Here is a 24,498-nt window from a genome sequence, read left to right on the forward strand (position 1 = left end):
CGGGCTCTCGAGTCGGTTCAGCTTATCAGGCTTTGGACTTCTTCTTGCCTTCAACCTTGGCTTCAACCTTGGCCGCTACCTGAGCGTCTTCGGTGAAGGGACGGCCGTAGTAGGTGTCCAGCAGGATGGCTTTCAGCTCGCTGATCAGCGGGTAGCGCGGGTTGGCGCCGGTGCACTGGTCATCGAAGGCTTCCACGGCCAGCTGGTCAACCTTGGCCAGGAAGTCAGCTTCAGACACGCCGGCTTCACGGATGGAGGCCGGGATGCCCAGGGTGGCTTTCAGCTCGTCCAGCCATACCAGCAGCTTCTCGATCTTGGCGGCGGTACGGTCACCGGCGGCAGTCAGACCCAGGTGGTCGGCCACTTCGGCGTAGCGACGGCGAGCCTGCGGACGGTCGTACTGGGAGAACGCAGTCTGCTTGGTCGGGTTGTCGTTGGCGTTGTAGCGGATCACGTTGCTGATCAGCAGGGCGTTGGCCAGACCGTGCGGAATGTGGAATTCAGCACCCAGTTTGTGAGCCATGGAGTGGCACACACCCAGGAAGGCGTTGGCGAACGCGATACCGGCGATGGTGGCGGCGTTGTGTACTTTCTCGCGAGCAACCGGGTCGTTGGCACCGTTCTGGTAGCTGGACGGCAGGTACTCTTTGAGCAGTTTCAGGGCTTGCAGCGCCTGACCGTCGGAGTACTCGTTGGCCAGTACGGAAACGTAGGCTTCCATGGCGTGAGTCACGGCATCGATACCGCCGAAAGCACACAGGGATTTGGGCATGCCCATGACCAGGTTGGCGTCGACGATGGCCATGTTCGGGGTCAGCTCGTAGTCGGCCAGCGGGTATTTCATGCCGGTGGCGTCATCGGTCACGACCGCAAACGGGGTCACTTCAGAACCGGTACCGGAAGTGGTGGTGATACAGACCAGTTCGGCCTTCACGCCCATTTTCGGGAACTTGTAGATACGCTTGCGGATGTCCATGAAGCGCATGGCCAGATCTTCGAACGCGGTTTCCGGGTGCTCGTACATCACCCACATGATCTTGGCCGCATCCATCGGTGAACCACCGCCCAGCGCGACGATCACGTCCGGCTTGAAGGAGTGGGCCATCTCGGCGCCTTTGCGAACCACAGACAGGGTCGGGTCGGCTTCTACTTCGTAGAACACTTCCACTTCCATCTTCAGGCCCTTGAGCAGACGAACCACTTCGTCGGCGTAGCCGTTGTTGAACAGGAAGCGGTCGGTCACGACCAGTGCGCGCTTTTTACCTTCCAAGTCGCCCAGGGCGATCGGCAGGGAACCACGACGGAAGTAGATGGATTTCGGAAGTTTGTGCCACAGCATATTTTCTGCCCGTTTTGCGACTGTCTTCTTGTTGATCAGGTGCTTGGGACCCACGTTTTCGGAGATGGAGTTACCACCCCAGGAACCGCAACCCAGCGTCAAGGACGGTGCGATGGCAAAGTTGTACAGGTCACCGATACCACCCTGAGTGGTCGGGGTGTTGATCAGGATACGGGCGGTCTTCATCTTGTCGCCGAAGTACTTGATGCGGTCGGCGTTGCGGTCCTGGTCGGTGTACAGACCGGAGGTGTGGCCGATACCACCCAGGTTGACCATGGTGCAGGCCATTTCGACGGCTTCTTCGAAGTTCTTGGCACGGAACATACCCAGGGTCGGGGAGAGCTTCTCGTGAGCGAACTCTTCCTCTTCACACACTTCCAGACCTTCACCGATGAGGATCTTGGTGGTGGGGGGCACGGTCACGCCGGACATTTCGGCGATCTTGGTCGCAGGCTGGCCCACGATGTTGGCGTTCATGGCACCGTTGATCAGGATGACCTTGCGGACCTTGTCAGCTTCTTCTTTGGTCAGCACATAACCATTGTGAGTCGCGAAACGCTCTTTCACCTGGTCATAGATGGAGTCAACCACGATGACGGCTTGCTCGGAGGCACAGACCACGCCGTTGTCGAAGGTTTTGGACATCAGGATGGAGGCGACGGCGCGCTTCACATCGGCAGTTTCGTCGATGACAACGGGTACGTTACCGGCACCGACACCGATGGCAGGTTTGCCAGAGGAGTAAGCGGCTTTCACCATGCCCGGGCCACCGGTGGCCAGGATCAGGTTGATGTCGTTGTGCTTCATCAGGGCGTTGGAGAGTTCAACGGTCGGTTGATCGATCCAGCCGATGATGTCTTTCGGTGCACCGGCGGCAATGGCTGCATCCAGTACCAGCTTGGCAGCGGTATTGGTGGAGTTCTTGGCACGGGGGTGCGGGGAGAAGATGATGGCGTTGCGGGTCTTCAGGGAGATCAGAGATTTGAAGATCGCAGTGGAGGTCGGGTTGGTGGTCGGTACGATACCGCAGATGATACCTACCGGCTCGGCGATGGTGATGGTGCCCATCTCGTCATCTTCACTGAGGATGCCGCAGGTCTTCTCTTCTTTGTACTTGTTGTAGATGTATTCGGAGGCGAAGTGGTTCTTGATAACCTTGTCTTCGATGATACCCATACCGGACTCTTCCACGGCCATCTGGGCCAGGGGGATACGGGCATTGCTGGCGGCCAGGGCGGCGGCACGGAAGATCTTGTCTACCTGCTCTTGCGAGAAGCTGGCGAATTCACGCTGGGCTTCTTTGACGCGGGCGACCAGTGCATCCAGTTCAGCCATATTGGTTACTGCCATGTTTATCTCCTGATGATTTGAAAACTGTTTAGTAAGACGTTGGCAATGCCCGGCAATTATAGATGCCCTGTCAAGAACAGAATCACCACAACGGGGTATTTACATGCCTTACTAAATCGCTTTCTGAGTCGATTATAGAGCGGGGCTGACTCAGAAAAACTTGATCTGGATCATGTGTAACAAAAGAACAAAAGAAATTTTGTTTCACAATACATGTTTGCCAGATGTTGCGCAGTTGTTGAGTGGGCCAGAAGCGGGATGAATGGGGCGTGAACAGGGGCTCACGCACCATTTTTCAAGCAGTTAGCACGATTACGTCCCAGTGTCCCCGGTGTGGACCCTGGGGCAGTATGGGGGCGGCATTGTGATAGAAACGGCGATCATCCAGGATCAGATACTCGCCAGCGTTTAATTGTTGTTGAAAAAATGGTTGTTCTTTTAATCCATGATAGAGCTGCAAGGCGCCGCCGCTGACCCCGTCACTGCCACAAAAGAACACCCCGATGAAATCAAAGCCGTCCTGATGCACGCCTTCCGGGGCGGGCGGCACGCTTTCACCTTCGCCGGTGACGATGCGCATCTGGTGAATGCCGATGGCCTGGCCATCCGCCAGCCGGGTATGGCGGGCAAAGCGGGTCAGCATCAGCTGAAAGGTGGGGTGGGCGACGAAGGCGGGATCCAGCTCGGCATAGGTTCTGGGCACGTCCCCCAGAAACTTGTTGATGGCGGCCGCCTGAAAGAAGACGCCGTTGTCGAGGGGATAAAAGCGGCTGCCCTCTTTTTCAACCCGGCCGTAACGGCGTTCGCGAAAGCGGCCCTGGATATAGGGATCAACCGGCAGCCGCTCGAAGAAGCCCTGCAGGGGGGCGACACTGCCTGCGGGCAGTGAATCCAGATGCCATTGCAACTTGATGTCCGTATCAATCATTACAAAATCCTTTTTTACGAAGATGAAATGTTGCGCCAAAACTCCGTGGCCGCATAAAACTCGAAGTGATTTTATCAGAGTGTTAAATGGCGACAATCTTTATTAACAACTCGATATGTTGAATTTCGTCGTTACATTAGAGGAACTAACTGAAAAGCCACGGAAAGGGTGAGATTATTTGATTGGTGAAGGTTTCGGCCATGGTGTAAATTTACGCACGGTTTATCGGGGTGGCCCGCAGGGCCTCGTTCTACTTCTGGATGGCGCCTATGGCAGCAATTGACGTCTCTTTATATCTGAAGTTTTTCATCGGTTTGTTCGCGATCATCAACCCGCTCGGCCTGTTGCCGGTGTTTGTCAGCCTGACCAGCCATCAAACGCCGGAAGAGCGGATGAAGACCAACACCACCGCCAACATTGCGGTGATGATCATCCTGCTGGTCTCCATGTACATGGGGCAGCTGATCCTCGATGGTTTCGGCATCTCGCTGGCGTCGTTCCGCATTGCCGGCGGCTCGCTCATCACCCTGATCGCCTGGTCCATGCTGCAGGGCAAGCTGGGGGAGGTGAAGCACAACAAGCAGGAGAAAGGGGAGCTCGCCGCGCGGGAATCTGTCGCTGTGGTGCCGCTGGCGCTGCCGTTGATGGCCGGCCCCGGCGCCATCTCTTCCTCTATTGTCTATGCCAGCCAGAGCACCTGGTCCCAGATGCTGGGGATGTCGGTGGTAGTGATGGTGTTTGCCTTCTGCTCCTGGCTCATCTTCCGCGCTGCCCCCCTGCTGTTCAAGCTGATGGGCAACACCGGCATCAACGTGGTCACCCGGATCATGGGTCTCATCATGATGTCGCTTGGCATCGAGATCATGGTGGCGGGGATCAAGGGGGTCTTCCCTGGATTGATGTGATTCAGGTCTGTTTTGTTGGAGCCGGTCCTCGTGACCGGCTTTTTATTGTTTCTTTTTTGTTGGTCATTTCCTAGAATCGAGCGGGTTTGTATAAAAAACGTCCATCACGCGATATTTAAATTCTGAATAATTGGTTAAAAGCTGCTTTTTTGACCATGAAGTCCAGTCCTGCCTGACAATATCTATTGCATTATCAGAAATGTCAGGGAATTATGCTGGCAGCGGGGTACTTATCCCGTTGATGGAAAATTGCATGGAATGTTCTTGTGGAGTATGGAAATGACTCATAAAAAAACAATGATTAATACCCTCTTGGTGGCAGCACTGTTCGGCGGTGTCAACGCGGCACAAGCCGCCGATGTTCCCGCAGGTACCAAACTGGCTGACGTTCAGCAGCTGGTAAAAGGCAATGGCTCCGAGCCTGCCACTCTCGACCCGCACAAAACCGAAGGAACGGTTGAATCCAATATTCTGCGTGACCTGTTCGAAGGTCTCGTTGCCTCCGGCCCCAAAGGGGAAGTGCTTCCCGCCATGGCCGAGTCCTGGGAAACCAAGGACAACAAACACTTCGTGTTCCACCTGCGCAAAGATGCCAAGTGGTCCAACGGGGATCCCGTGACAGCCCACGATTTCGAGTTCGCCTTCAAGCGGGCCGTGGATCCCAAGACGGCGTCTCCCTACTCCTGGTATCTGGAGATCCCGACCATCGTCAATGCCAGCGAGATCATCGCCGGCAAGAAAGCGGCCGACACCCTGGGCGTGAAGGCGGTGGACGACTACACCTTCGAGGTGCAGCTGGAGAAGGCAGTGCCTTACTTCGTCAGCATGCTCTCCCACACCACCACCTACCCGGTGCCGAAGAAGGTGATCGAGAAGTTTGGTGACAAGTGGACCCAGCCCGGCAACATGGTCTCCAACGGTGCCTATGTGCTGAAGGATTGGGTGGTCAACGAGCGCGTCGACGTCGAGCGCAACCCGAACTACTGGAACAACGCCAAGACCGTCATCAACAAGGTGACCTATCTGCCGATCCAGTCCACCAACGCCGAACTGAACCGCTATCTGGCCGGCGAAGTGGATCTCACCTACAACATGCCCATCGAGCGCTTCAAGCAGATGAAGAAGGAGCTGCCGAACGAGGTGAAGGTGAGCGGCTATGTCGGTACCTACTACTACCAGTACAACTTCAAGCACAAGCCGTTTGACGACGTGCGGGTGCGTACCGCCCTCTCTTATGCCATCGACCGCAACGTGATCGCCGACAAGGTGATGGGCAAGGGCGAGACTCCGGGCTACACCTTGGTGCCTGATTTCGTGGACGGCTTCAAGCCGGTGGCACCGGCCTGGTCCAAGCTGACCCAGGCAGAGCGTGATGCCAAGGCGAAAGAGCTGCTGACCGAAGCTGGTTTCGGCCCGGGCAAGCCGCTCAAGTTCGAGCTGCTCTACAACACCGACGACAACCACAAGAAGGTGGCGGTTGCGGTGGCCTCCATGTGGAAGAAGCTGGGCGTGCAGGTGAGCCTGGTCAACCAGGAATGGAAAACCTACCTGGAAACCAAGAAGCAGGGTCAGTTTGATGTGGGTCGTGCCGGCTGGATCGCCGACTACAACGAAGCCTCTTCCATGCTGGATCTGATGCAGACCACGCACGGCAACAACGACGGCAAATACTCCAACCCGGCGTTTGACAAGCTGATGAACGAGTCGCGCAATCAGGTGGATGCCGATGCCCGCAACAAGCTCTATGTGCAGGCTGAAGAGATCCTGGCCAAGGACATGCCGATCGCTCCCATCTATCAGTACGTGACCTCCCGCATGGTCAAGTCCTACGTGGGCGGCTACCCGGCCAACCCGCTGGACAACCTCTACAGCAAAGACATGTACATCATTGCTCACTGAGTAAAGTAACACGTCGCATAACAAAGCAGGCCCGCCGGATGGCGGGCCTTTATTACAACCGCGACCCTTTGGAAGCAGTACAGGACAGGAATTGTCTATGTTGAAATTCATTTTTAAACGTCTACTGGAAGCGATCCCGACTCTGCTGGTCTTGATCACCGTCTCCTTCTTCATGATGCGTTTCGCGCCGGGCAACCCCTTCACCAGCGAACGCTCCCTGCCGCCGGAAGTTCTAGCCAACATCGAAGCCAAATATGGCCTCGACAAGCCCATCGGCGTGCAATACCTCACCTATCTGGGCAACCTTGTGCAGGGTGATCTCGGTCCCTCCTTCAAATACAAGGACTTCACCGTCAACGATCTGGTGAGCCAGGCGCTGCCGGTATCGGCCAAGATTGGATCGTTTGCCTTTCTGTTCGCGGTGACACTGGGGGTCACCTTCGGCACCATTGCCGCCTTGAAACAGAATACCGTCATCGACTACCTGTTGATGTCGTCGGCCATGGCCGGGGTGGTGATCCCGGGCTTTGTGCTGGCCCCCTTGCTGGTGTTGCTGTTCAGTATTCATCTCGGCTGGTTCCCGGCCGGTGGCTGGCAGGGCGGCGGGGTGCAATTCATGGTGCTGCCGGTGTTCGGCATGATGATGTACTACATCTCCGCCATCTCGCGGATCATGCGGGGCAGCATGATCGAGACCATGAACTCCAACTTCATTCGTACCGCCCGCGCCAAGGGCTTGCCGCTGCGCCACATCATCCTCAAACACGCGCTGCGTCCGGCCATGCTGCCGGTGGTCTCCTATCTGGGGCCGGCGTTCGTGGGCATCATCACGGGTTCCGTGGTGATCGAGACCATCTTCGGCCTGCCGGGAATTGGCCAGCTGTTCGTCAACGGTGCCCTCAACCGTGATTACTCCATGGTGCTCGGTCTGACCATTCTGGTCGGCGCCCTCACCATCACCTTTAACGCCGTGGTCGATATTCTCTATGCCTTTATCGATCCCAAGATCCGTTACTAAGTCGGGAGTACATCATGGTTGTCACAACTGAAAAACGCGAAGCCGTCGAGGCGTTCGCCCAGCAAGTGGAAGTGGTGGAAGGACGCTCCCTGTGGAAGGATGCCCGTCGCCGTTTCCTGCGCAACAAGGCTGCGCTCACCAGCCTCATCATCCTGACCATCATCGGTCTGGCGGTGATCGTGGGGCCGCATCTGTCCCAATACACCTTCGACGATCCTGACTGGGGCGCCATGCAGGCGGCTCCGGACATGGAAACCGGCCACTGGTTCGGCACCGACAGCCTGGGGCGCGATCTGTTCGTGCGCACCCTGCTCGGCGGGCGGATCTCGCTGATGGTCGGCATCATGGGGGCCATGGTGGCCGTCATCATTGGCACCCTCTACGGCGCGGCCTCCGGCTTCATCGGCGGTCGGGTCGACAGCCTGATGATGCGGGTGCTTGAGATCCTCAACGCCTTCCCCTTCATGTTCTTCGTGATCATGCTGGTGACCTTCTTCGGCCGCAACCTGGCGCTCATCTTCATCGCCATCGGCGCGGTGAGCTGGCTCGACATGGCGCGGATCGTGCGAGGCCAGACCCTGAGCCTTAAGAGCAAGGAGTTCATCGAGGCGGCTCACGTCTGCGGCGTCTCCAAGTGGAAGATCATCACCCGTCACATCGTGCCGAACGTGCTGGGTATCGTGGCGGTCTACGCCACTCTGCTGGTGCCGGGCATGATCATGTTCGAATCCTTCCTGAGCTTCCTGGGGCTGGGCGTACAAGAGCCCATGACCAGCTGGGGCGCTCTGCTGGATGAAGGCTCCAAGTCGATGGAAGTGGCCATCTGGCAACTCCTGTTCCCCGCCGGTTTCATGGTGGTGACCCTGTTTTGCTTCAACTTCCTCGGGGATGGTCTGCGTGACGCCCTCGATCCGAAGGATCGCTGAGAAAGCGGCGAAAGATCGCTGACAGAACGGCGAAGAAGCGCTGAAACAACGCGCCGAAGGGCCGCAGAGTGCGGCTCAATCGGGCGGATAGCGCATCGGATCGACAGGAAAACGTCACGAAAGATCGATAAGGAGTTTTTATGAAATTACTGGATGTAAAAGATCTGCGGGTCGAGTTCAAGACCCCGGACGGCAATGTGGTGGCGGTCAACGACCTCAACTTCTCCCTCGCTGCGGGCGAGACCCTGGGGATCGTCGGTGAGTCCGGTTCGGGCAAATCCCAGACCGCGTTCGCCATCATGGGGCTGCTGGCCAAGAACGGTGTCATCACCGGTTCGGCCAAATTTCAGGGCGACGAGATCCTGAATCTGCCGGAGCACAAGCTCAACAAGATCCGCTCCGAGAAGATCGCCATGATCTTCCAGGACCCCATGACCTCGCTCAACCCCTACATGAAGGTGAAGGATCAGCTGATGGAAGTGCTGATGCTGCACAAGGGCGTCAGCAAGGCCGAAGCGTTCGAAGAGTCGGTGCGCATGCTGGATGCGGTCAAGATCCCGGAAGCGCGCAAGCGGATGGGGATGTATCCCCACGAGTTCTCCGGTGGCATGCGCCAGCGGGTGATGATCGCCATGGCGCTGTTGTGCCGGCCGCAGCTGCTGATCGCCGACGAGCCGACCACCGCGCTGGACGTGACCGTGCAGGCCCAGATCATGACCCTGATGAACGAGCTCAAGCGCGAGTTCAACACCGCCATCATCATGATCACCCACGATCTGGGCGTGGTGGCGGGGATCTGCGACAAGGTGCTGGTGATGTATGCCGGTCGTACCATGGAGTACGGCAAGGTCAACGATATCTTCTATCGCCCGAGCCATCCCTATACCGAGGGCCTGTTGCGCGCCATTCCCCGCCTCGACACCGAAGGGGAAGAGCTGCCCACCATCCCGGGCAATCCGCCCAACCTGCTGCGTCTGCCCACCGGCTGCCCCTTCCAGGAGCGCTGCCACCGGGTGAGCGAGATTTGCGGCAAGCAGTCGCCGATACTGACGCCGTTCAATGACGGCCGGGAGCGGGCCTGCCACTGGGTATCGGATGCCATGATCAAGGGAGTGAACTAAATGGGGACTGACAAGAAACTGCTGCTGGAAGTGTCCGACCTCAAGGTCCACTTCAGCATCAAGAGTGACAAGGCCTGGCCCTGGGCCAAACCCTCCGCCCTGAAGGCGGTGGACGGGGTGACCCTGCGCCTGTATGAAGGGGAGACCCTTGGCGTGGTGGGGGAGTCGGGTTGCGGCAAATCCACCTTTGCCCGGGCGCTGATCGGCCTGGTGCCGGCCACCGACGGCAAGGTAGTGTGGCTGGGCAACGATCTGACCAAGCTCGACCAGAAGGCGCTGCGCGAGAAGCGCAAAGAGATCCAGATGATTTTCCAGGATCCGCTGGCCTCCCTCAACCCGCGCATGACCATCGGCGACATCATCGCCGAGCCGCTCATCACCTTCTATCCCGATCTTTCCCGAGATCAGGTGAAGGAGAAGGTGCGGGCCATGATGAGCAAAGTGGGGCTCTTGCCCAACCTGGTCAACCGCTATCCCCATGAGTTCTCCGGCGGTCAGTGCCAGCGCATCGGCATCGCCCGGGCGCTGATCCTCGAGCCCAAGATGATCATCTGTGACGAGCCGGTGTCGGCGCTGGATGTATCCATCCAGGCGCAGGTGGTCAACCTGCTCAAGGCTATTCAGAAGGAGATGGGGCTGTCGCTCATCTTCATCGCCCACGACTTGTCGGTGGTCAAACACATCTCGGATCGGGTGCTGGTGATGTATCTGGGCAATGCGGTGGAGCTGGGGACCCGCAAGGAGATCTTCGCCAACCCCTTGCACCCCTATACCAAGGCGCTGATGTCGGCCGTGCCCATTCCGGATCCGGATCTGGAGCGCAGCAAGACCATCCAGATCCTGGAGGGGGATTTGCCATCGCCGATGAACCCGCCGTCAGGCTGCGTGTTCCGTACCCGCTGCCCGGTGGCCGGCCCTGAATGTGCCAAGACCCGGCCTCAGCTCGAAGGCAACTTCGACCATGCGGTCTCCTGCCTCAAGGCGGATCCACTCTGAGGATGAACAGGCAGAACAGGGCGCCAGGGTGGCGCCCTGTTTTTTTGCAGCCGGCATGAAGATGCCTCTTGGCGTTATCTTTTTCCACTGTTACTATCCGCGCAACAAGGGGAGTAACTTCTCGCCGGTTTGTCGTCATTACGGTGCACCCATATCCTGCAGTGCACCCGGCAGCCGGGCAGTTGACGCAAGTCGGCTGTAAGTGAGACCTTGCCGAGAGGCAAGGTGTATCTGCTCCAAACGCAAACCCACGCCTCTCGGTCGTGGGTTTTGTCGTTTTTGGGAGAAGTGAACATGGGTGAATGGTGGATGTGGGCCGGTTTCTTCAGCATAGTGCTGGTCCTGTTATGGATTGATATCCGCTTTGTCGGCGGTGGCAAGGCGCACAAGGTGTCGCTCAAAGAGGCTGGGATCTGGTCCCTCATCTGGATCAGCGTGGCGCTCTTGTTCAACCTGGCCATCTGGTTCTGGCTGGATCACAGCGCAGGCCGTGAAATTGCCAACCAGAAGGGGCTGGAGTTCCTCACCGGCTACCTCATCGAGAAGGCGCTGGCGGTGGACAACGTCTTCGTCTGGCTGATGCTGTTCGGCTACTTTGCCATTCCGGCCGAGCTGCAGCGCCGGGTACTGCTGTACGGGGTACTGGGTGCCATCGTGATGCGCGCCGGCATGGTGTTCGCCGGCAGCTGGCTCATCGAGCAGTTCCACTGGATCCTCTACCTGTTTGGCGCCTTCCTGCTGCTGACCGGGGTCAAGATGCTGTGGGCGGCCGACAAGGAGCCGGATCTGGCCAACAACCCGCTGCTGGGCTGGATGCGCCGTCGCTTCAAGGTGACGGAGACGCTGGAGGGGGAGAACTTCTTCGTCTGGCGTGATGGGGTGCGTTACGCCACGCCGCTGCTGCTCATTCTGGTGCTGGTGGAGGTGAGCGATCTCATCTTCGCGGTGGACAGCATCCCGGCCATCTTCGCGGTGACCACGGATCCCTTCATCGTGCTGACCTCCAACATCTTCGCCATCATGGGTCTGCGTGCCATGTACTTCCTGCTGGCCGGCGTGGCCGAGCGCTTCGCCCTGCTCAAGTATGGCCTGGCGCTGATCCTGATGTTCATCGGGGTCAAGATGCTGCTGCTGGATATCTTCAAGATCCCCACCGGCATTGCATTGGGCGTGGTTGCGCTGATCCTGCTGGCCTCCATGGGGTTGAGCCTCTGGGTGACCCGCAAAAAAACCGCTTGAACGCGGCAGACTATAAAGCACTGACAACAAGGGCTCCCGCGGGAGCCCTTTTTTATGGCAAAGACTGGCTTAGCGCTTGATCTTCTTGGGATTGGTGTAGCCCCAGATGGTGTACATGTCCGCCAGCAGGGCGCCGTTGTACTCCTCCAGATCCGCCTGTTTCACCTCAGCCTCACCCTGGCGGCCGAACAGCACCACCTCGTCACCGGGTTTGACCCCTTTCAGATCGGTCACGTCCACCATGATGGTGTTCATGGAGGTTTTGCCCACCACCGGCACCTTCTGGCCCTGGATCAGCACATAGGCCTTGTTGCTCAGCGCCCGGCGATAGCCGTCGGAGTAGCCCAGCGGCAGGTTGGCGAGCCAGGAGTCGCGCTTGAGGGTGAAGGTGCGGTCATAACCGACGGTGTTGCCGGCCGGGTAGTGGTTGACGGAGGCAACCTGGGTCTTGAACGCCATCACCCGCTTGTACTCGGTGTAGGAGGGGATGGAGTCACCGTACAGCAGGCCGCCCGGGCGCACCATGTCGAAGTAGGCGTCCGGCACTTCCAGGGTGGCGAAGGAGTTGGCGGCGTGGATGGTGATCTTGCTGCGATCCAGCTTGCCCGCTTCCAGCAGCCACTGGGAGTCCAGTTTGAACTGGGCCAGCCCCATCTTGACGTCCTCTTTCTCCTCCACCGGGAAGTGGGTCATGATGCCGACCGGGGTGATCCCCTTGAGCTTGAGCATGGCCAGCGCGTCTTCCTTGGAGTCAGCCAGGCGCAGATCGATGCCGTTGCGGCTCATGCCGGCGGAGTTGAGCGCGATGTGCACCGGGATATTGGTGTGGTGGCGCTGGGCGATGTCGGCGATGCCCTGAGCACTCACCAGGCTGCCGATGAGCTCTTCCATCTTGTAGGGCAGGGCCTGTTCCACTTCGGCCGGGGTGGCAGCACGTACCCGCATCAGGCGGCCGGTGAAGCCCTTCTCACGGGCCACGCGGGCCTCTTCGTTGCTGGCGATGCCGATGCAGGGGATGCCGGCCTTGACCACCGAGGGCACCAGCAGGTCGATGCCGTGGCCGTAGGCGTCGGCCTTCATGATGGCGCAGATCTTCGGCCCTTTGTCACCGAGGCGATCCTTGAGGGTCTGGATGTTGTGCTCGAAGGCGCCGAGATCGACTTCCAGCCAGGCATTGCTGGCGGTCTGCACTTCGCCGTTGCGATGATCGCTGGCCAGCGGCAGGTAAGGGGCCGCGACGGCCTGACCGGCCAGCAGGCCCAGGATCAGCGTGGCCAGCAGTGTCTTCTTGTGCATGGGGTGGTTCCTTTTTTATTGTTTGGGTTGAGGTGCATGACGGTCGCTAGGGGGCCGTTTTCACGCAGATGGGATAAAGTGTAGCCAAGGCATTGTTATTGTTATGAACTTTGACAATTTTCCAGGGCGCTATTCCCGTCGGGAAGTGTAACGCAAGGTGCCGATCGTGGCACCCTCCAGGAGTCAATAGATGATGAGTCTTGAGTGTCGGGTGCCACCGCTGCTGCTGTTTGGCCTGATCGTGGCGGCCATGCTGGGATGGGGGGGCGTAGCAGAGAGCAATTCTGGCGCCGGTTGGTGGCTGGCTGCTCTGTTGCTGGCGGTGCTGGGCACTGTGTTTGGCTTGGGGGGCGTGCTGCGCTTTCGCCGCCAGGGCACCACGGTGACGCCGCTGCACCCGGAGCAGGCCAGTGCGCTGGTAACGGGCGGGCTCTATCGCCTCAGCCGCAATCCCATGTACCTGGGGCTGCTCTGCTGGACGATGGCACTGGCCTGTTATCTGGGCGGGCTGCTGGTGTGGCTCGGCCCGCTGCTGCTGTGGGGTTGGCTCAGCCGCTGGCAGATAGTGCCGGAGGAGCGGGCGCTGCAGGCCCGCTTTGGCGATGCCTATGCCGATTATTGCCGGCAGGTGAGGCGTTGGTGCTGAGCCTTGCCGTGTCGCCATGAGACATAAGAAAACGGCCCGCGTCTGCGGGCCGTTTTGATGGGGGTGATGCGGGGATCACGCCTTGGCGGTGTCCACCTCACCCAGAGGTTCGGTTTCACCCAGGCTGTCTTCGCTCTTGGCGACCACGCTGGCGGCGATGGCGTTGCCCAGCACGTTGGTGGCGGAGCGCCCCATGTCGAGGAAGTGGTCGATGCCAAGCAGCAGCAGGATGCCCGCTTCCGGAATGTGGAACTGGTTGAGGGTGGCGGCAATCACCACCAGGGAGGCGCGCGGTACGCCGGCCATCCCCTTGGAGGTGACCATCAGCAGCAGCAGCATGGTGATCTGCTGGGCCATGGAGAGCTCGATGCCGTAGGCCTGGGCGATGAACATCACCGCGAAGGTGCAGTACATCATGGAGCCATCCAGGTTGAAGGAGTAGCCCATCGGCAGCACGAAGCTGGCGATGCGTTTGTCACAACCGAACTTCTCCAGACGATCCAGGGTTTTCGGGTAGGCAGCTTCGGAGCTGGCGGTGGAGAAGGCCAGCAGGATCGGCTCGCGGATCATCGCCAGCAGGGTCACGATGCGGCGGCGGATAAACAGGCTGCCCATGGCGATCAGCAGCAGCCAGAGGCAACCCAGTGCCAGGTAGAACTGCGCCATGAAGGTGCCATAGGTGGCAAGGATGCCGAGCCCTTCCTTGGCGACCATGGCGGCAATGGCGCCAAACACCGCGAACGGAGCGAAGTTCATCACGTAGCCGGTCACTTTGAGCATGATCTCGGCGGCGCTGGCCATCAGCATCACCACCGGTTTGGCGGCATCACCCAGTGCGGCGGCAGCCAGTCCGAAGAACAGGGAGAACACCACGATCTGCAGGATCTCGTTGGTGGCCATCGCCTCAACCACGCTTTTGGGAATGGCGTGGGTGACGAAATCCTTGAGGGAGATGGCGCTGGCAACCACGCCGGAGCTGGCGGTGTCGTCAGGCAGGGAGAGGGAGAGTCCCACGCCCGGTTGCATCAGGGTGACCATCACCAGACCCAGGGTCAGCGACAGCAGGGAGGCCAGCATGAACCAGCCCAGGGTCTTGGCGCCGATACGGCCCACGGTGCGGGTATCGCCCATCTTGGCGATGCCGACCACCAGGGTGGTGAACACCAGGGGGGCGATGATCATCTTGATCAGACGCAGGAAGATATCGGTCAACAGGGTGATGTCGCTGGCAAAGCCGGCGGCCTGGTCAGGGGCAAACATGCGATAGCCCTGGCCAGTCAGGATACCAACCAGCATCGCGATGAGGATGGCAACCGTCAATTTGTTCATTTTCATGGGGTGGGTCCCAGTTTTGATAAGTGCAGAGCGTTTCAAGCGGCAAGGGTGCCACTTCAGTCCGTTTTTGTGATCCGAGCCGTAGATTCCTGACAGCCGGTGTGCTGGCAGCATGCCTAATCCGGGGGGGTAAATCCAGCGCCTTGTGGCAGAATTTTATCTTGTCATTAGTTGTATGTGATATGGATCTTGCAATTTGGCTATATTAATCGCTGTTTATTTTAATGTTTGCAAGATAATCGGCTTTCATGGTTTGGTCGTTTTTCGCGCTGCGAGTGAGGGTGAAGATGAGCAACGCCGAGATGCGGTGTTCCACGGTGCGCTGATCCAGAAAGGGATCGGGCTCGTCGTCATCGAACCCGAACAGGGGGCGACTCGGCGTCACCCTGACCGCGTCCCGTTGCAGGGTCAATTCATTGACCTCAAGCCACTGATAACCTTCGGCTTGTGCCACTTCGCCCGCCCGTTTCAGCACATACTTGCGAGCGGTTTCCCGGCTCACCAGATCGTTGCCGACAAATTCCAGCTGCCACTTGTCAGGCCCGAGCTTAGTCTGGGAGAAACCGGTCTGGCCGTTCCAGAACGATGGCTGGCTCTGATAAGGGGTGGCGCAGCCGAGCAGCAGGAGAGCGCAGAGGCCGAGCCACAGCAGACGCTGGCAAAAGGGGCGGGGAGAGGGCATCTCGAACACCGGTTGGCAACACAGGGCATCACTACAGCACAAACCGATCGGCGGCACAATGCAGGCTGCGTGGTGGCGCGCCGGGCCAAAAAGAAAAGGCCTTGTCATCTGACAAGGCCTTTCTCGGGGAATTTGGTCGGTGTGAGAGGATTCGAACCTCCGACCCTCTACACCCCATGCAGATGCGCTACCTGGCTGCGCTACACACCGACGGAGTCAGCTCGGCTGACGGGGGCTGAGTTTATGGAGATGGACCCTGCCTGTCAACAGTGGAAATTCCACTCCGGGATCGTTCGCCTGCTTTGCGAGCAATCTGCGCCTAAAGTGCCGCCAATCGCCGAAAAACCGCACATGACAGGGCCGTGAGCGGCTGCAAAAAAACAGGCCGCCCGGGTGGGCGGCCTGTGATGGCGTAGTGTGACAGCGCACATAGAAGAGGGATCAGCGGGTGAAGGTGAGCCGCTTGCCCAGCACCTCGTTGGTGACCTGGCCGTTTTGCCAGGCGATCTGGCCGTTGACCAGGGTCATCTCCACCGTGCTGTGGAAACGATAGCCGTTGAAGGGCGACCAGCCGCACAGATAGAGCAGGTTGCTGTCGTTGACCACGTAGGGCTTGCCCAGATCCAGCAGCACCAGGTCGGCGAAGTAACCTTCGCGGATGTAGCCGCGATCCTGCACCTGGAAGCGCTCGGCCACCGCGTGGGAGGTCTTCTTGACGATGGTTTCCAGCGAGAATACCCCGTTGTGGTAGAGCTCCAGCAGGGCCAGCAGGGAGTGCTGCACCAGCGGCACGCCGGACGGCGCCTTGAAGTAGCTGTTCTGCTTCTCTTCCCAGGTGTGGGGAGCGTGGTCGGTGGCGATGATGTCGAGCACGTCATTGCGCACCGCATCCAGCAGGGCGTGCTGGTCGGCGGCGCTCTTCACCGCCGGGTTGCACTTGATCTGGCTGCCCAGGGTGTCGTAGTCCGCTTCGTTGAAGAACAGATGGTGAACGCACACCTCGGCGGTGATGTTCTTGTCCTTGAGATCCTTCAGATCCGGGGTGGCGGTGAAGAGCGACAGCTCCTTGGCGGTGGTCAGGTGCAGCACGTGCAGCTTGGCGCCGTACTGTTTGGCCAGGGAGACCGCCAGGCTGGAGGATTTGTAGCAGGCGTCGGCGCTGCGGATGCGGCCGTGCTCGCGCATCGGCACATCCTCGCCCCACTTGGCGCGGGCTTCGTCTTCCAGCACCTTGATGGTGGGGGTGTCTTCGCAGTGGGTGACGATCATCACCGGGCTCTCGCGGAAGATGGCGGCCAGGGTCTCCTGATTGTCCACCAGCATGTTGCCGGTGGAGGCACCCATGAAGATCTTGATGCCGCAGGACTGTTTGGGATCGAGCTTCTTGATCTCTTCCAGGTTGTCGTTGGTGGCGCCGAGGTAGAAGCTGTAGTTGGCGGCGGAGGAGTTGGCGGCTATCTGGTATTTGGCTTCGAGGGCATCGAGGGTGGTGGTCTGGGGATTGACGTTGGGCATTTCCATGAAGCTGGTGGTGCCACCGGCCACGGCGGCCCGGGATTCACTGGCGATGGTCCCCTTGTGGGTCAGCCCTGGCTCCCGGAAGTGGACCTGATCATCGATCATTCCGGGGATGAGGTGACGGCCCGCGGCATCGATCACCACTGCATCAGGGGCTTGGATATCCGGGGCGATGCGGGCGATCCGTTCCCCCTCGATCAGCACGTCGGAGGCATAGATGCGGCCTTCGTTGACCAGGGTGGCATTCTTGATAAGCAATTTGTTCATGGGGGGTTCCAGTTCCTTTGCCGATAATCGCGGGTCATAATAGCGCAAACCGCCATTTCTCTGTAGCAAGGCCTGACTGATGAAGTTATTTGTAAAAGATTTGACCGTGATCGACTCCAGCTACCTGTGCGAACGCCGCGGTATGGTGGGGGAGAGCTGGCTGGTGGACATCGAAATGAGCGGCGAGCTCAACGAGATGAGCATGTTGCTGGACTTCGGCCGGGTCAAGAAACTGATCAAGTCGATCATCGACGACGAGGTAGATCACAAGCTGCTGGTGCCAACCGAGTGCCCCCTGGTGCAGGTGGCCCAGCTGGACGGTGACGAGAGCACCGTCGATCTGCTGCGGCCGGGTCGCTCCATTCATCTGCGCTGCCCGAGCCAGGGCTTTGCCTTCATTCCGGCCCCCCAGGTGGACAAGGAGTCCGTCACCCGCTATCTGCTGGCGGTGCTGGCAAAACGGCTGCCGGGCAACATCAAGGATCTGTCGCTGACCCTGCGCCAGGAGGCCATCGACGGCGCCTTCTATCACTACAGCCACGGCCTCAAGAAGCACGACGGCAACTGCCAGCGCATCGCCCACGGCCACCGCTCTCCCATCGAGATCCACGTGGACGGCGAGCGCGACCAGGAGCTTGAGCTCAACTGGGCCGAGCGCTGGGCCGACATCTACCTGGGGACCGACGAGGATCGGGTGGCCCTCGGCGATCTCGCGTTGAGCGAGCAGGCCAAGGTCATCCTGCAAGAGGCTGGCGAACACTATGTCGGCTTCAAGTATGTGGCGCCGCAAGGGCTGTTCCAGCTGGCCATGCCGGCGGCGGAGGTGGAGATGATCGACACCGACACCACCATCGAGCTGCTGGCCCACTACATCGCCCGCGAGGTGAAGAAGAGCGTGGGCGACAAGTTCATCAAGATTGTCGCCTATGAAGGGGTGGGCAAGGGCGCCATCGCCTACGCCTGATCCCGCGCCGCTTGCCAGTAAAAAACAAGGCCCCGCATCTGCGGGGCCTTGTCGTTGCCGGGGCTGGCGTGGGCGTCAGGCGCTGAGCCGGAAACGCTTGACCAGGCTCTCCTGCTGCTCGGCCAGCGAGTCGAGCTGCTGGCTGGTCTCGGCCACCCGCTCTATGCCCTGATAGTTGAGATCCGAGATGTCGGAGATGCGGTTGAGGTTGGTGGCGATGTCGGCGCTGGTGGCCTGCTGCTGCTCGGCGGCAGAGGCGATCTGGCTCGACATGTCGCTGATGAGCACCACTATGCCCTGTACCTCCTCCATGGCGTTGTTGGCGTGGGAGCTCTGATCCATGCAGCTGTCCATCTCGCGCGAGCACTCCTGCATCACGGTGACCGCCTTGGCGACCCCCTGCTGCAGGTTCTCGATCATGGTCTGGATTTCGCTGGTGGACTGGGCGGTGCGTCCGGCCAGGCTACGCACCTCGTCGGCCACCACCGCAAAGCCGCGTCCTTGCTCGCCGGCCCGGGCCGCTTCGATGGCCGCATTGAGGGCCAGCAGGTTGGTCTGCTCGGCGATGCCGCGAATGACGTCGAGGATGTTGCCGATCTGGCCGCTCATGGCACTGACGTCGCCAATCACCCTGCCGGTCTGCTGCAGCTTGCCCGCCAGCTGGTGGGTGGTGGTGATGTTGCCAGCCATCACCTTGCGGCCGGTCTCGGAGGCTTTCTCCACGTCCATCACCCGCTCCAGGGTCTGGTTGGCGGCCTGGGCCACCTCGCGCACCGAGGCCTCCATCTGGGTCATGGCGGCGGCGACCGAGGCGGTCTCCTGGCGTTGTTTCTCCAGATCTGCCCGCACCGATTCGGTGGTGTGGCGGTTGTCGTGGGCGGCGTTGTTGAGCTGGGCCGACGCCTGGGAGAGCTGGCTCAGTACTTCGCCCATCTGCTCGATCAGCAGGTTGACCTGGCTGCCGAGCCTGCCGAACTCGTTGTTGCTGCGAAAACCGATGCGCTGGGTCATGTCGCCCTGGGTCACCTCGGTCAGCACCCGCAGCAGCTCCTTGAGCGGACGGCGAATGGCCTTGCCGAGGGTGTAGGCCACCAGGATGGCGATGGTGATGGCGATGACCAGCGCCACCCCCTGGGTGAGGGTGCTCTGGGTCTGTACCTTGCCGGAGGCGCGGATGCTGTTGTTCATCAGCTGCTGGCTCTGGGCGGTGATCTGCTCGAGCTTGCTCTGGATGTTGACGATGAGCTTGCTGGCCTGCTTGCTCTGCTCGCGCATCCGCTCCTGCTGCTGCATCAGCGCCAGGTACTGGGCCAGCACGCCGTCGCTGGCGGTGGTGTCGCGCACGAAGCCGTGCACGTAGTGGCCCATGTTGTTGTCAAAATCCTTGAGCTCGCCCTGCAGGTCCTTGATGGTGCTGTTGAAGCCCTCGATCTGCATCTTGTTGCGCTTGAGCGCCGCCTCGATGGGGGCGGGGATGCTCTGGTTGAGGGCATCCATGGTGGAGAGTTCAATGGCGGAGAGCTTGGTGGTCAGGGTCTCGGAGAGCATCTTGATGAAGCTGTCGTCGATGGTGATCATCATGTCTCCCAGGTTCTTCTTGAACTGGGGCAGGCTGACCTGGAACTGGCCCTTGGCCTGGTTCACCTTGTAGAGCCGGGTGAGCAGGGCCTGGTGTTCGGTGGGCAGGGTGTCGGTCAGTTGCAGGTAGTCCTTGACCAGCTGGTTGAGCGCGCCGAGCTCCCCCTGCAGCTCCGGGTGTTCCGCCGCCTGCCGGGCGAGGGTGGCGAGGGTCTGGTCGACCAGCGCCTTGGCCTGCTGCAGCTCGGCCACTTCGGCCGGGATCTGCTTGAGATCCTGCTCGGTCAGCACGTCGGTGAGCCACTTGTTGGCGCTGAGCAGGCTGATCTGGGTCTGGCTGCTGGCGATCACCAGCGGCATGGTCTGCCGGGTGACCTGATCCAGCGCCTGATTGAGCTCGCTCTGGCTGCGGAAGGTGAGTACCGAGGTGGCCGCCATCACGGCCACCAGGATGGCAAAGCCAAGATAGACCCTCTGCAAGATGGAGAGGTCTGACATTGTTTGTTTCATTATTGTCCCGCTGTATATGCAAAAGTCCCTTGCCTGAATACCCCGTCCATTTGATACCCTGCTACCACTGTGGGCGAGCAACGTCGGCAGACGTCTTCCGACTATCGGTATTTTTAACAATAACTGAAGAGAATGGGACAACGGCTGTGTCAAATGTCGGCTTGTGTCACACTTGCCGGGCCTCGATGACGGGCGTTGGAACCGCTTGAGACAGGCATTGAATTTTCTTTTTCATATAAAGGAGTTATCCATGGCGCAAGAAACCATTTTCAGCAAAATCATCCGCAAAGAGATCCCCGCCGACATCCTTTATCAAGACGACCTGGTGACCGCCTTTCGCGACATCCAGCCCAAGGCCAAGACCCATATCCTGATCATCCCCAACGTGCTGATCCCCACCGTCAACGACGTGGAGCCGGATCACGAGCTGGCGCTGGGCCGGATGTTCACCGTCGCCCGCAAGCTGGCCAGCGAGGCAGGCATTGCCGAGGATGGCTATCGTCTCATCATGAACTGCAACCGCCACGGCGGGCAGGAGGTCTACCACATCCACCTGCATCTGGTCGGTGGCCAGCCGCTGGGACCCCTGCTCAGCCTGTGATGCCGCGCCTTCCTCTGGCCGGTCTGCTGCTGGCCGGTTCCCTGCTGGGGGGCTGTGCCTCCCACTGGCAAGACATGTTCGTCTCCTATTCCGATCAGATGGTGCCGCTGCGCAACCAGCTGTTGCTGGGTCATGCCGCCGAGGCGCTGCCCGAGGTGCGCGACTCCACGCCGGGGGACGATACCTATGTGCTGGACCGGCTCGAGCAGGGGCGCATCGCCTGGCTGGCGAGTCAGGATGCCGCCAGCAAGCAGGCCTTTGCCGCCGCCGACAGCCGGCTGGCGTGGGAAGACAATCAGGCCGAGTACCGGGTCAGCCAGGGGCTGGCCCAGGCGGGCAGCCTGCTCACCAACGACCAGACCATGGTTTACCGGGCGCCCGATTACGAGCGCACCATGCTGCACCACTATCTGGCTCTCAACTACCTGCAGCGCGGGGATGCCGAGGGCGCTCTGGTGGAGGTGCGCCGCGCCAACCAGGTGCAGGAGCAGGCCCTCAAACGGCGGGCCGACGAGGTGCGCAAGGCAAAGCAAAAGAGCGAAGAGGCCGAGGCCGAAGGGGAGATGCGCCAGCTGATGTCGCGCGGCGCCCCCGAGCTCGACCGGCTGATCGGGCGGGTCAAGAACGGTTTTCAGAACGCCTACACCTTCTATTTCTCCGGCGTGCTCTATGAGGCGGCCGGCGATCTCAACGATGCCTGGGTCGACTATCAGCGCGGTTACCAGATAGCGCCGGACAACCGCAGCCTGCAGGATGCCTTGCTGCGTCTGGCTGTGCTGCGTGGCGCCGCGGACGAGATCCGCGAAACCGAGAAAAAGGTGGGTCGCAAGGCGCCGCCCTTGGCCAAGGATCAGGGCCAGCTGGTGGTGCTGTTTGAAGATGGGCTGATCCCGGCACGGCGCGAGCTGTTTCTGCCGCTGCCCATCGCCACCTCCGGCGGCGATTTTCGCACCTTTACCGTCGCTATCCCCTATTACGATAATCGGGCCAGCGACACTGGGCCGCTCACGGTATCGGTGGGCAAGCGGGTCGAGCAGACCAGCGAGCTAGTCAGGCTGGAGGCGCTGGCGGCCAAAGATCTGCAGGAGCGGCTGCCCGGCATGCTGACCCGCCAGGCGCTGCGGCTGGTGGCCAAGGAGCAGGTGCGGCGCACCGCGGCCAAGGAGGGGGGCGATGTGGGCAACATTCTGGTCGGCATCTTCAATACCCTCTCGGAGCGGGCTGACACCCGCAGCTGGCTGACGTTGCCGGCGCAGGCTGCGAGCTGGCAGGGGATGCTGCCTGCGGGTGACGTGAACCTTACCCTGGGGGCTGGTGCTGCCCAGCGGCAATTGCCGCTCACCATCCACCAGGGACGCACCACCCTGGTGTGGGTGCAGCGGCTCGGCGCTGGGTTGACGACCCGGGTGATGCCGCTGTGACGGCGAACGATGGCAATACACATGAGTGACCGGTCGGGCCCCTCGGGGTCGCCGGCAAGGAGAGCAAGATGAAAGCACACGGGTTGGCTCTGGGCCTGGTTCTGCTGCTGGCAGGCTGCGCCACCAATACCTCCGGCGTGGCGCTCTATGGGGCGGCGGGCGCCGCGCCAGTGGCGGAGCAGCATCAAAACGTCAATGTCACCCTGACCGAGCTCAGCCGGCGCGAACAAAACGGCCTGTTGCAGGTCAATGTGGCGGCGGCCAGCACCCAGCGCGGTGACAACAAGCTGCAATACCTGTTCTATTGGTATGATGAGGCGGGGCAGGAGGTGGCCAGCGATGGCCGCGGCTGGACGCCGCTCAAGCTGCACGGCTATCAGACCCGTACCCTGTCTGCCCTGGCGCCGAGCCCGGCCGCCCGGGGCTACCGGATTTACGTACGCGAAGTGATTGAGGAATCCTACTGATGAAAATGAATCATGCCCTGCTGATCCTGACTGGCGCCCTGCTGCTGGGCGGCTGCTCCAGCACCACCGTCAGCTATGGCGATCCGACCGAAACCGAGACGGTGACCGTCGATTACGGTTCCAGCGATCTGCAGGCCATCGCCGACAAGATGGCGGATTCCATGCTGGCGTCGCCAGCCACCAGCGAGATCACCGCCGGCGGCCGTCCGGTGATGTTCATGGACTCCATCCGCAACAAGACCTCCGAGCACATCGACACCGAGGCCATCACCGACAGCATCCGTACCAAGCTGCTGCGCGCCGGCAAGTTCCGCTTCGTCGACATGAGCAAGGTGGCGGCGGTCAAGCAGCAGCTCGAATACCAGCAGAGCAGCGGCATGGTGGATCCTGCCTCCATGGTGCGCCTTGGCAAGCAGACCGGCGCCCGCTACATGGTCTATGGCAACCTCGCCAGCATCGTCAAGGACAACGGCAAGGTGAAGGATGTCTACTACCAGATGACCATGAACCTGATGGATCTGCAAAACGGCGAGCTGCTGTGGGCAGACCAGAAAGAGATCCGCAAGCAGGCCAAGAAGTCCACCTTTGGCTGGTAAGTCGAGCGAGGCCTCTCTGGCGGCCGCCGAGCGGGCCCTGCTGGCCCGCCTGCCGCCGCCCTGGCGCTCGGGCCGGCTGGCGCCATTGGCCAGCGGCCTGACCAACTGCAACTATCGACTGCGCCTCCCCTCGGGGCGCAGTCACTTTTTGCGCCAGGGCCACCCCGATCCGGTGCGCCTTGGCATCGATCGGGCCACCGAATGGCAGCTCTATCAGGGGGCCGTGGGACAGGGGCTGGCCTTGCCCTGCCATCACAGCGATCCCGCCACCGGCCTGATGCTGCTGGACTGGTGCGACGAGCCGAACTGGCTGGCGGCGCCGCCCCCGGCTGCGTTGCAGCCAGTGCTGCTGGCCGGGGTGCTGACGCGGCTGCACCGGTTGCCGGTGCCGAGCGTGGTGATGGCGGTGCGGGCCCACAGCGCCGGCTATCGTGCCAGGCTGGCCCGGGTGCCGGCCTGGCTGCCGGCGCTGGAGCGGGGGCTGCTGGCCAGCCGCGAGCCCGCCGATTGCTGGCTCCCTTGCCATCATGATCTCAATCCGGCTAATTTGTTGGGGAGCCGGCCCTGGGTCATCGACTGGGAGTATGGCGCCGCCGGGCATCCCGGTTTCGAGGTGGCCAGCATCCAGCGCACCCACGGCTGGCAGGATGCCCAGCGCGAGGCACTGGAGCAGACCTACTGCGAGCGGGCAGGGGGGCCGGTCGGCCCGCGCGGCTTTCAGAGCCGGGCCTTTTTGCCCTGGGTCGATTACATAGGGCTGCTGTGGGCGCTGCTGATGGCCGAGCAGCAGCCGGGGCCCGACTACCAGGCGCTGATCGATCTCAACCGGCAGCGGCTGGAGTAGGCATCAGGCATTATGAATCATCCGTTGCGTCAACCCTGTTTCATCAACATTG

Annotated in this window: 21 protein-coding genes and 1 tRNA gene; 14 read left to right on the forward strand and 8 right to left on the reverse strand. The window is 60.6% G+C overall.

Features of this window, described 5'->3' with window-relative positions:
• Positions 1–25: 25 nt before the first annotated feature.
• Positions 26–2,689 carry a bifunctional acetaldehyde-CoA/alcohol dehydrogenase gene (gene adhE, locus OKC44_RS06925; protein WP_016351087.1) on the reverse strand — a complete coding sequence of 888 codons (2,664 nt, stop codon included), beginning with the start codon at positions 2,687–2,689 and terminating at the stop codon, positions 26–28.
• Positions 2,690–2,984: 295 nt separating this feature from the next.
• Positions 2,985–3,617 carry a 2OG-Fe dioxygenase family protein gene (locus OKC44_RS06930; protein ID WP_270811793.1) on the reverse strand — a complete coding sequence of 211 codons (633 nt, stop codon included), beginning with the start codon at positions 3,615–3,617 and terminating at the stop codon, positions 2,985–2,987.
• Between the two features lie 269 nt (positions 3,618–3,886).
• Between OKC44_RS06930 and OKC44_RS06935 the strand changes: the two genes are divergently transcribed.
• The 7 genes from OKC44_RS06935 (at position 3,887) to OKC44_RS06965 (ending at position 11,721) form a co-directional block, all read left to right on the forward strand.
• Entirely contained in the window at positions 3,887–4,522 is a 636-nt protein-coding gene (locus tag OKC44_RS06935; RefSeq protein WP_270811795.1) for a YchE family NAAT transporter, read from the forward strand.
• A 279-nt stretch (positions 4,523–4,801) separates the two neighbouring features.
• Positions 4,802–6,421 carry an ABC transporter substrate-binding protein gene (locus OKC44_RS06940; protein ID WP_011706430.1) on the forward strand — a complete coding sequence of 540 codons (1,620 nt, stop codon included), beginning with the start codon at positions 4,802–4,804 and terminating at the stop codon, positions 6,419–6,421.
• Between the two features lie 97 nt (positions 6,422–6,518).
• A complete protein-coding gene (gene oppB, locus OKC44_RS06945; RefSeq protein WP_011706429.1) occupies positions 6,519–7,439 on the forward strand; it encodes an oligopeptide ABC transporter permease OppB in 921 nt (306 codons plus the stop codon).
• Positions 7,440–7,453: 14 nt separating this feature from the next.
• The gene (gene oppC, locus OKC44_RS06950) at positions 7,454–8,365 is read left to right on the forward strand and encodes an oligopeptide ABC transporter permease OppC (protein ID WP_011706428.1); all 912 of its coding nucleotides are present in this window, start codon (positions 7,454–7,456) and stop codon (positions 8,363–8,365) included.
• A 140-nt stretch (positions 8,366–8,505) separates the two neighbouring features.
• Positions 8,506–9,486: an ABC transporter ATP-binding protein gene (locus OKC44_RS06955; RefSeq protein ID WP_017408089.1), complete on the forward strand. Its 981-nt coding sequence runs from the start codon at positions 8,506–8,508 to the stop codon at positions 9,484–9,486.
• Positions 9,487–10,482: a murein tripeptide/oligopeptide ABC transporter ATP binding protein OppF gene (oppF, locus tag OKC44_RS06960; protein WP_011706426.1), complete on the forward strand. Its 996-nt coding sequence runs from the start codon at positions 9,487–9,489 to the stop codon at positions 10,480–10,482. It abuts the gene before it with no gap.
• A gap of 294 nt (positions 10,483–10,776) precedes the next feature.
• The gene (locus tag OKC44_RS06965) at positions 10,777–11,721 is read left to right on the forward strand and encodes a TerC family protein (RefSeq protein ID WP_011706425.1); all 945 of its coding nucleotides are present in this window, start codon (positions 10,777–10,779) and stop codon (positions 11,719–11,721) included.
• Positions 11,722–11,790: 69 nt separating this feature from the next.
• On the opposite strand, the gene alr is transcribed toward OKC44_RS06965, so the two are convergent.
• A complete protein-coding gene (alr, locus tag OKC44_RS06970) occupies positions 11,791–13,017 on the reverse strand; it encodes an alanine racemase (RefSeq protein WP_011706424.1) in 1,227 nt (408 codons plus the stop codon).
• 190 nt (positions 13,018–13,207) lie between these two features.
• On the opposite strand from alr, the gene OKC44_RS06975 reads away from it, so the two are divergent.
• Positions 13,208–13,663, forward strand: coding sequence for a methyltransferase family protein (locus tag OKC44_RS06975; protein WP_270811798.1), 456 nt, complete (start codon positions 13,208–13,210; stop codon positions 13,661–13,663).
• 75 nt (positions 13,664–13,738) lie between these two features.
• Here OKC44_RS06975 and OKC44_RS06980 read toward each other — a convergent pair whose 3' ends face one another.
• From OKC44_RS06980 to OKC44_RS06995, 4 genes are all read right to left on the reverse strand, one after another.
• Positions 13,739–14,998 (reverse strand): dicarboxylate/amino acid:cation symporter, encoded by a 1,260-nt coding sequence (locus OKC44_RS06980; RefSeq protein ID WP_180345374.1) that lies wholly within the window; start codon positions 14,996–14,998, stop codon positions 13,739–13,741.
• A 205-nt stretch (positions 14,999–15,203) separates the two neighbouring features.
• On the reverse strand, positions 15,204–15,680 hold the full coding sequence (locus tag OKC44_RS06985) for a CC0125/CC1285 family lipoprotein (protein WP_171280715.1): 477 nt from the start codon (positions 15,678–15,680) through the stop codon (positions 15,204–15,206).
• A 133-nt stretch (positions 15,681–15,813) separates the two neighbouring features.
• Positions 15,814–15,890, reverse strand: a tRNA-Pro gene (locus OKC44_RS06990).
• 231 nt (positions 15,891–16,121) lie between these two features.
• Complete coding sequence (locus OKC44_RS06995; protein ID WP_011706420.1) at positions 16,122–17,465, reverse strand: dihydroorotase; 1,344 nt, start codon at positions 17,463–17,465, stop codon at positions 16,122–16,124.
• 79 nt (positions 17,466–17,544) lie between these two features.
• Here OKC44_RS06995 and OKC44_RS07000 point away from each other — a divergent pair, with 79 nt between their 5' ends.
• A complete protein-coding gene (locus tag OKC44_RS07000; protein WP_060390287.1) occupies positions 17,545–18,429 on the forward strand; it encodes a 6-carboxytetrahydropterin synthase in 885 nt (294 codons plus the stop codon).
• A 75-nt stretch (positions 18,430–18,504) separates the two neighbouring features.
• On the opposite strand, the gene OKC44_RS07005 is transcribed toward OKC44_RS07000, so the two are convergent.
• Positions 18,505–20,505, reverse strand: coding sequence for a methyl-accepting chemotaxis protein (locus tag OKC44_RS07005; RefSeq protein WP_270811807.1), 2,001 nt, complete (start codon positions 20,503–20,505; stop codon positions 18,505–18,507).
• 262 nt (positions 20,506–20,767) lie between these two features.
• Between OKC44_RS07005 and hinT the strand changes: the two genes are divergently transcribed.
• From hinT to OKC44_RS07030, 5 genes are all read left to right on the forward strand, one after another.
• Entirely contained in the window at positions 20,768–21,118 is a 351-nt protein-coding gene (hinT, locus tag OKC44_RS07010) for a purine nucleoside phosphoramidase (protein WP_010633658.1), read from the forward strand.
• A complete protein-coding gene (locus OKC44_RS07015) occupies positions 21,118–22,539 on the forward strand; it encodes a COG3014 family protein (RefSeq protein WP_164927671.1) in 1,422 nt (473 codons plus the stop codon). The genes hinT and OKC44_RS07015 overlap by 1 nt, the downstream gene beginning before the upstream one ends.
• Positions 22,540–22,607: 68 nt before the next feature.
• Complete coding sequence (locus tag OKC44_RS07020) at positions 22,608–23,006, forward strand: YcfL family protein (RefSeq protein ID WP_010633660.1); 399 nt, start codon at positions 22,608–22,610, stop codon at positions 23,004–23,006.
• A complete protein-coding gene (gene lpoB / locus OKC44_RS07025) occupies positions 23,006–23,602 on the forward strand; it encodes a penicillin-binding protein activator LpoB (RefSeq protein WP_011706416.1) in 597 nt (198 codons plus the stop codon). The genes OKC44_RS07020 and lpoB overlap by 1 nt, the downstream gene beginning before the upstream one ends.
• Positions 23,592–24,446: a choline kinase family protein gene (locus OKC44_RS07030; protein ID WP_143238993.1), complete on the forward strand. Its 855-nt coding sequence runs from the start codon at positions 23,592–23,594 to the stop codon at positions 24,444–24,446. Before lpoB ends, OKC44_RS07030 begins: the two co-directional genes overlap by 11 nt.
• Positions 24,447–24,498: the final 52 nt, after the last annotated feature.

The organism is Aeromonas sp. S41-2, assembly GCF_027705845.1.
In the GTDB taxonomy this organism is placed as follows: domain Bacteria; phylum Pseudomonadota; class Gammaproteobacteria; order Enterobacterales; family Aeromonadaceae; genus Aeromonas; species Aeromonas hydrophila.

What these genes read in the sequence shown, in the direction of transcription:
- OKC44_RS06965 (WP_011706425.1), top strand. Translation starts at nt 10,777, where the DNA reads ATGGGTGAATGGTGGATGTGGGCCGGTTTCTTCAGCATAGTGCTGGTC.
- oppC (WP_011706428.1), top strand. Translation starts at nt 7,454, where the DNA reads ATGGTTGTCACAACTGAAAAACGCGAAGCCGTCGAGGCGTTCGCCCAG.
- OKC44_RS06955 (WP_017408089.1), top strand. Translation starts at nt 8,506, where the DNA reads ATGAAATTACTGGATGTAAAAGATCTGCGGGTCGAGTTCAAGACCCCG.
- oppB (WP_011706429.1), top strand. Translation starts at nt 6,519, where the DNA reads ATGTTGAAATTCATTTTTAAACGTCTACTGGAAGCGATCCCGACTCTG.
- OKC44_RS07005 (WP_270811807.1), bottom strand. Translation starts at nt 20,505, where the DNA reads ATGTCAGACCTCTCCATCTTGCAGAGGGTCTATCTTGGCTTTGCCATC.
- OKC44_RS06985 (WP_171280715.1), bottom strand. Translation starts at nt 15,680, where the DNA reads ATGCCCTCTCCCCGCCCCTTTTGCCAGCGTCTGCTGTGGCTCGGCCTC.
- OKC44_RS06935 (WP_270811795.1), top strand. Translation starts at nt 3,887, where the DNA reads ATGGCAGCAATTGACGTCTCTTTATATCTGAAGTTTTTCATCGGTTTG.
- alr (WP_011706424.1), bottom strand. Translation starts at nt 13,017, where the DNA reads ATGCACAAGAAGACACTGCTGGCCACGCTGATCCTGGGCCTGCTGGCC.
- adhE (WP_016351087.1), bottom strand. Translation starts at nt 2,689, where the DNA reads ATGGCAGTAACCAATATGGCTGAACTGGATGCACTGGTCGCCCGCGTC.
- OKC44_RS06980 (WP_180345374.1), bottom strand. Translation starts at nt 14,998, where the DNA reads ATGAAAATGAACAAATTGACGGTTGCCATCCTCATCGCGATGCTGGTT.
- OKC44_RS07020 (WP_010633660.1), top strand. Translation starts at nt 22,608, where the DNA reads ATGAAAGCACACGGGTTGGCTCTGGGCCTGGTTCTGCTGCTGGCAGGC.
- lpoB (WP_011706416.1), top strand. Translation starts at nt 23,006, where the DNA reads ATGAAAATGAATCATGCCCTGCTGATCCTGACTGGCGCCCTGCTGCTG.
- hinT (WP_010633658.1), top strand. Translation starts at nt 20,768, where the DNA reads ATGGCGCAAGAAACCATTTTCAGCAAAATCATCCGCAAAGAGATCCCC.
- OKC44_RS07000 (WP_060390287.1), top strand. Translation starts at nt 17,545, where the DNA reads ATGAAGTTATTTGTAAAAGATTTGACCGTGATCGACTCCAGCTACCTG.
- OKC44_RS06930 (WP_270811793.1), bottom strand. Translation starts at nt 3,617, where the DNA reads ATGATTGATACGGACATCAAGTTGCAATGGCATCTGGATTCACTGCCC.
- OKC44_RS07015 (WP_164927671.1), top strand. Translation starts at nt 21,118, where the DNA reads ATGCCGCGCCTTCCTCTGGCCGGTCTGCTGCTGGCCGGTTCCCTGCTG.
- OKC44_RS06940 (WP_011706430.1), top strand. Translation starts at nt 4,802, where the DNA reads ATGACTCATAAAAAAACAATGATTAATACCCTCTTGGTGGCAGCACTG.
- OKC44_RS06995 (WP_011706420.1), bottom strand. Translation starts at nt 17,465, where the DNA reads ATGAACAAATTGCTTATCAAGAATGCCACCCTGGTCAACGAAGGCCGC.
- oppF (WP_011706426.1), top strand. Translation starts at nt 9,487, where the DNA reads ATGGGGACTGACAAGAAACTGCTGCTGGAAGTGTCCGACCTCAAGGTC.
- OKC44_RS06975 (WP_270811798.1), top strand. Translation starts at nt 13,208, where the DNA reads ATGATGAGTCTTGAGTGTCGGGTGCCACCGCTGCTGCTGTTTGGCCTG.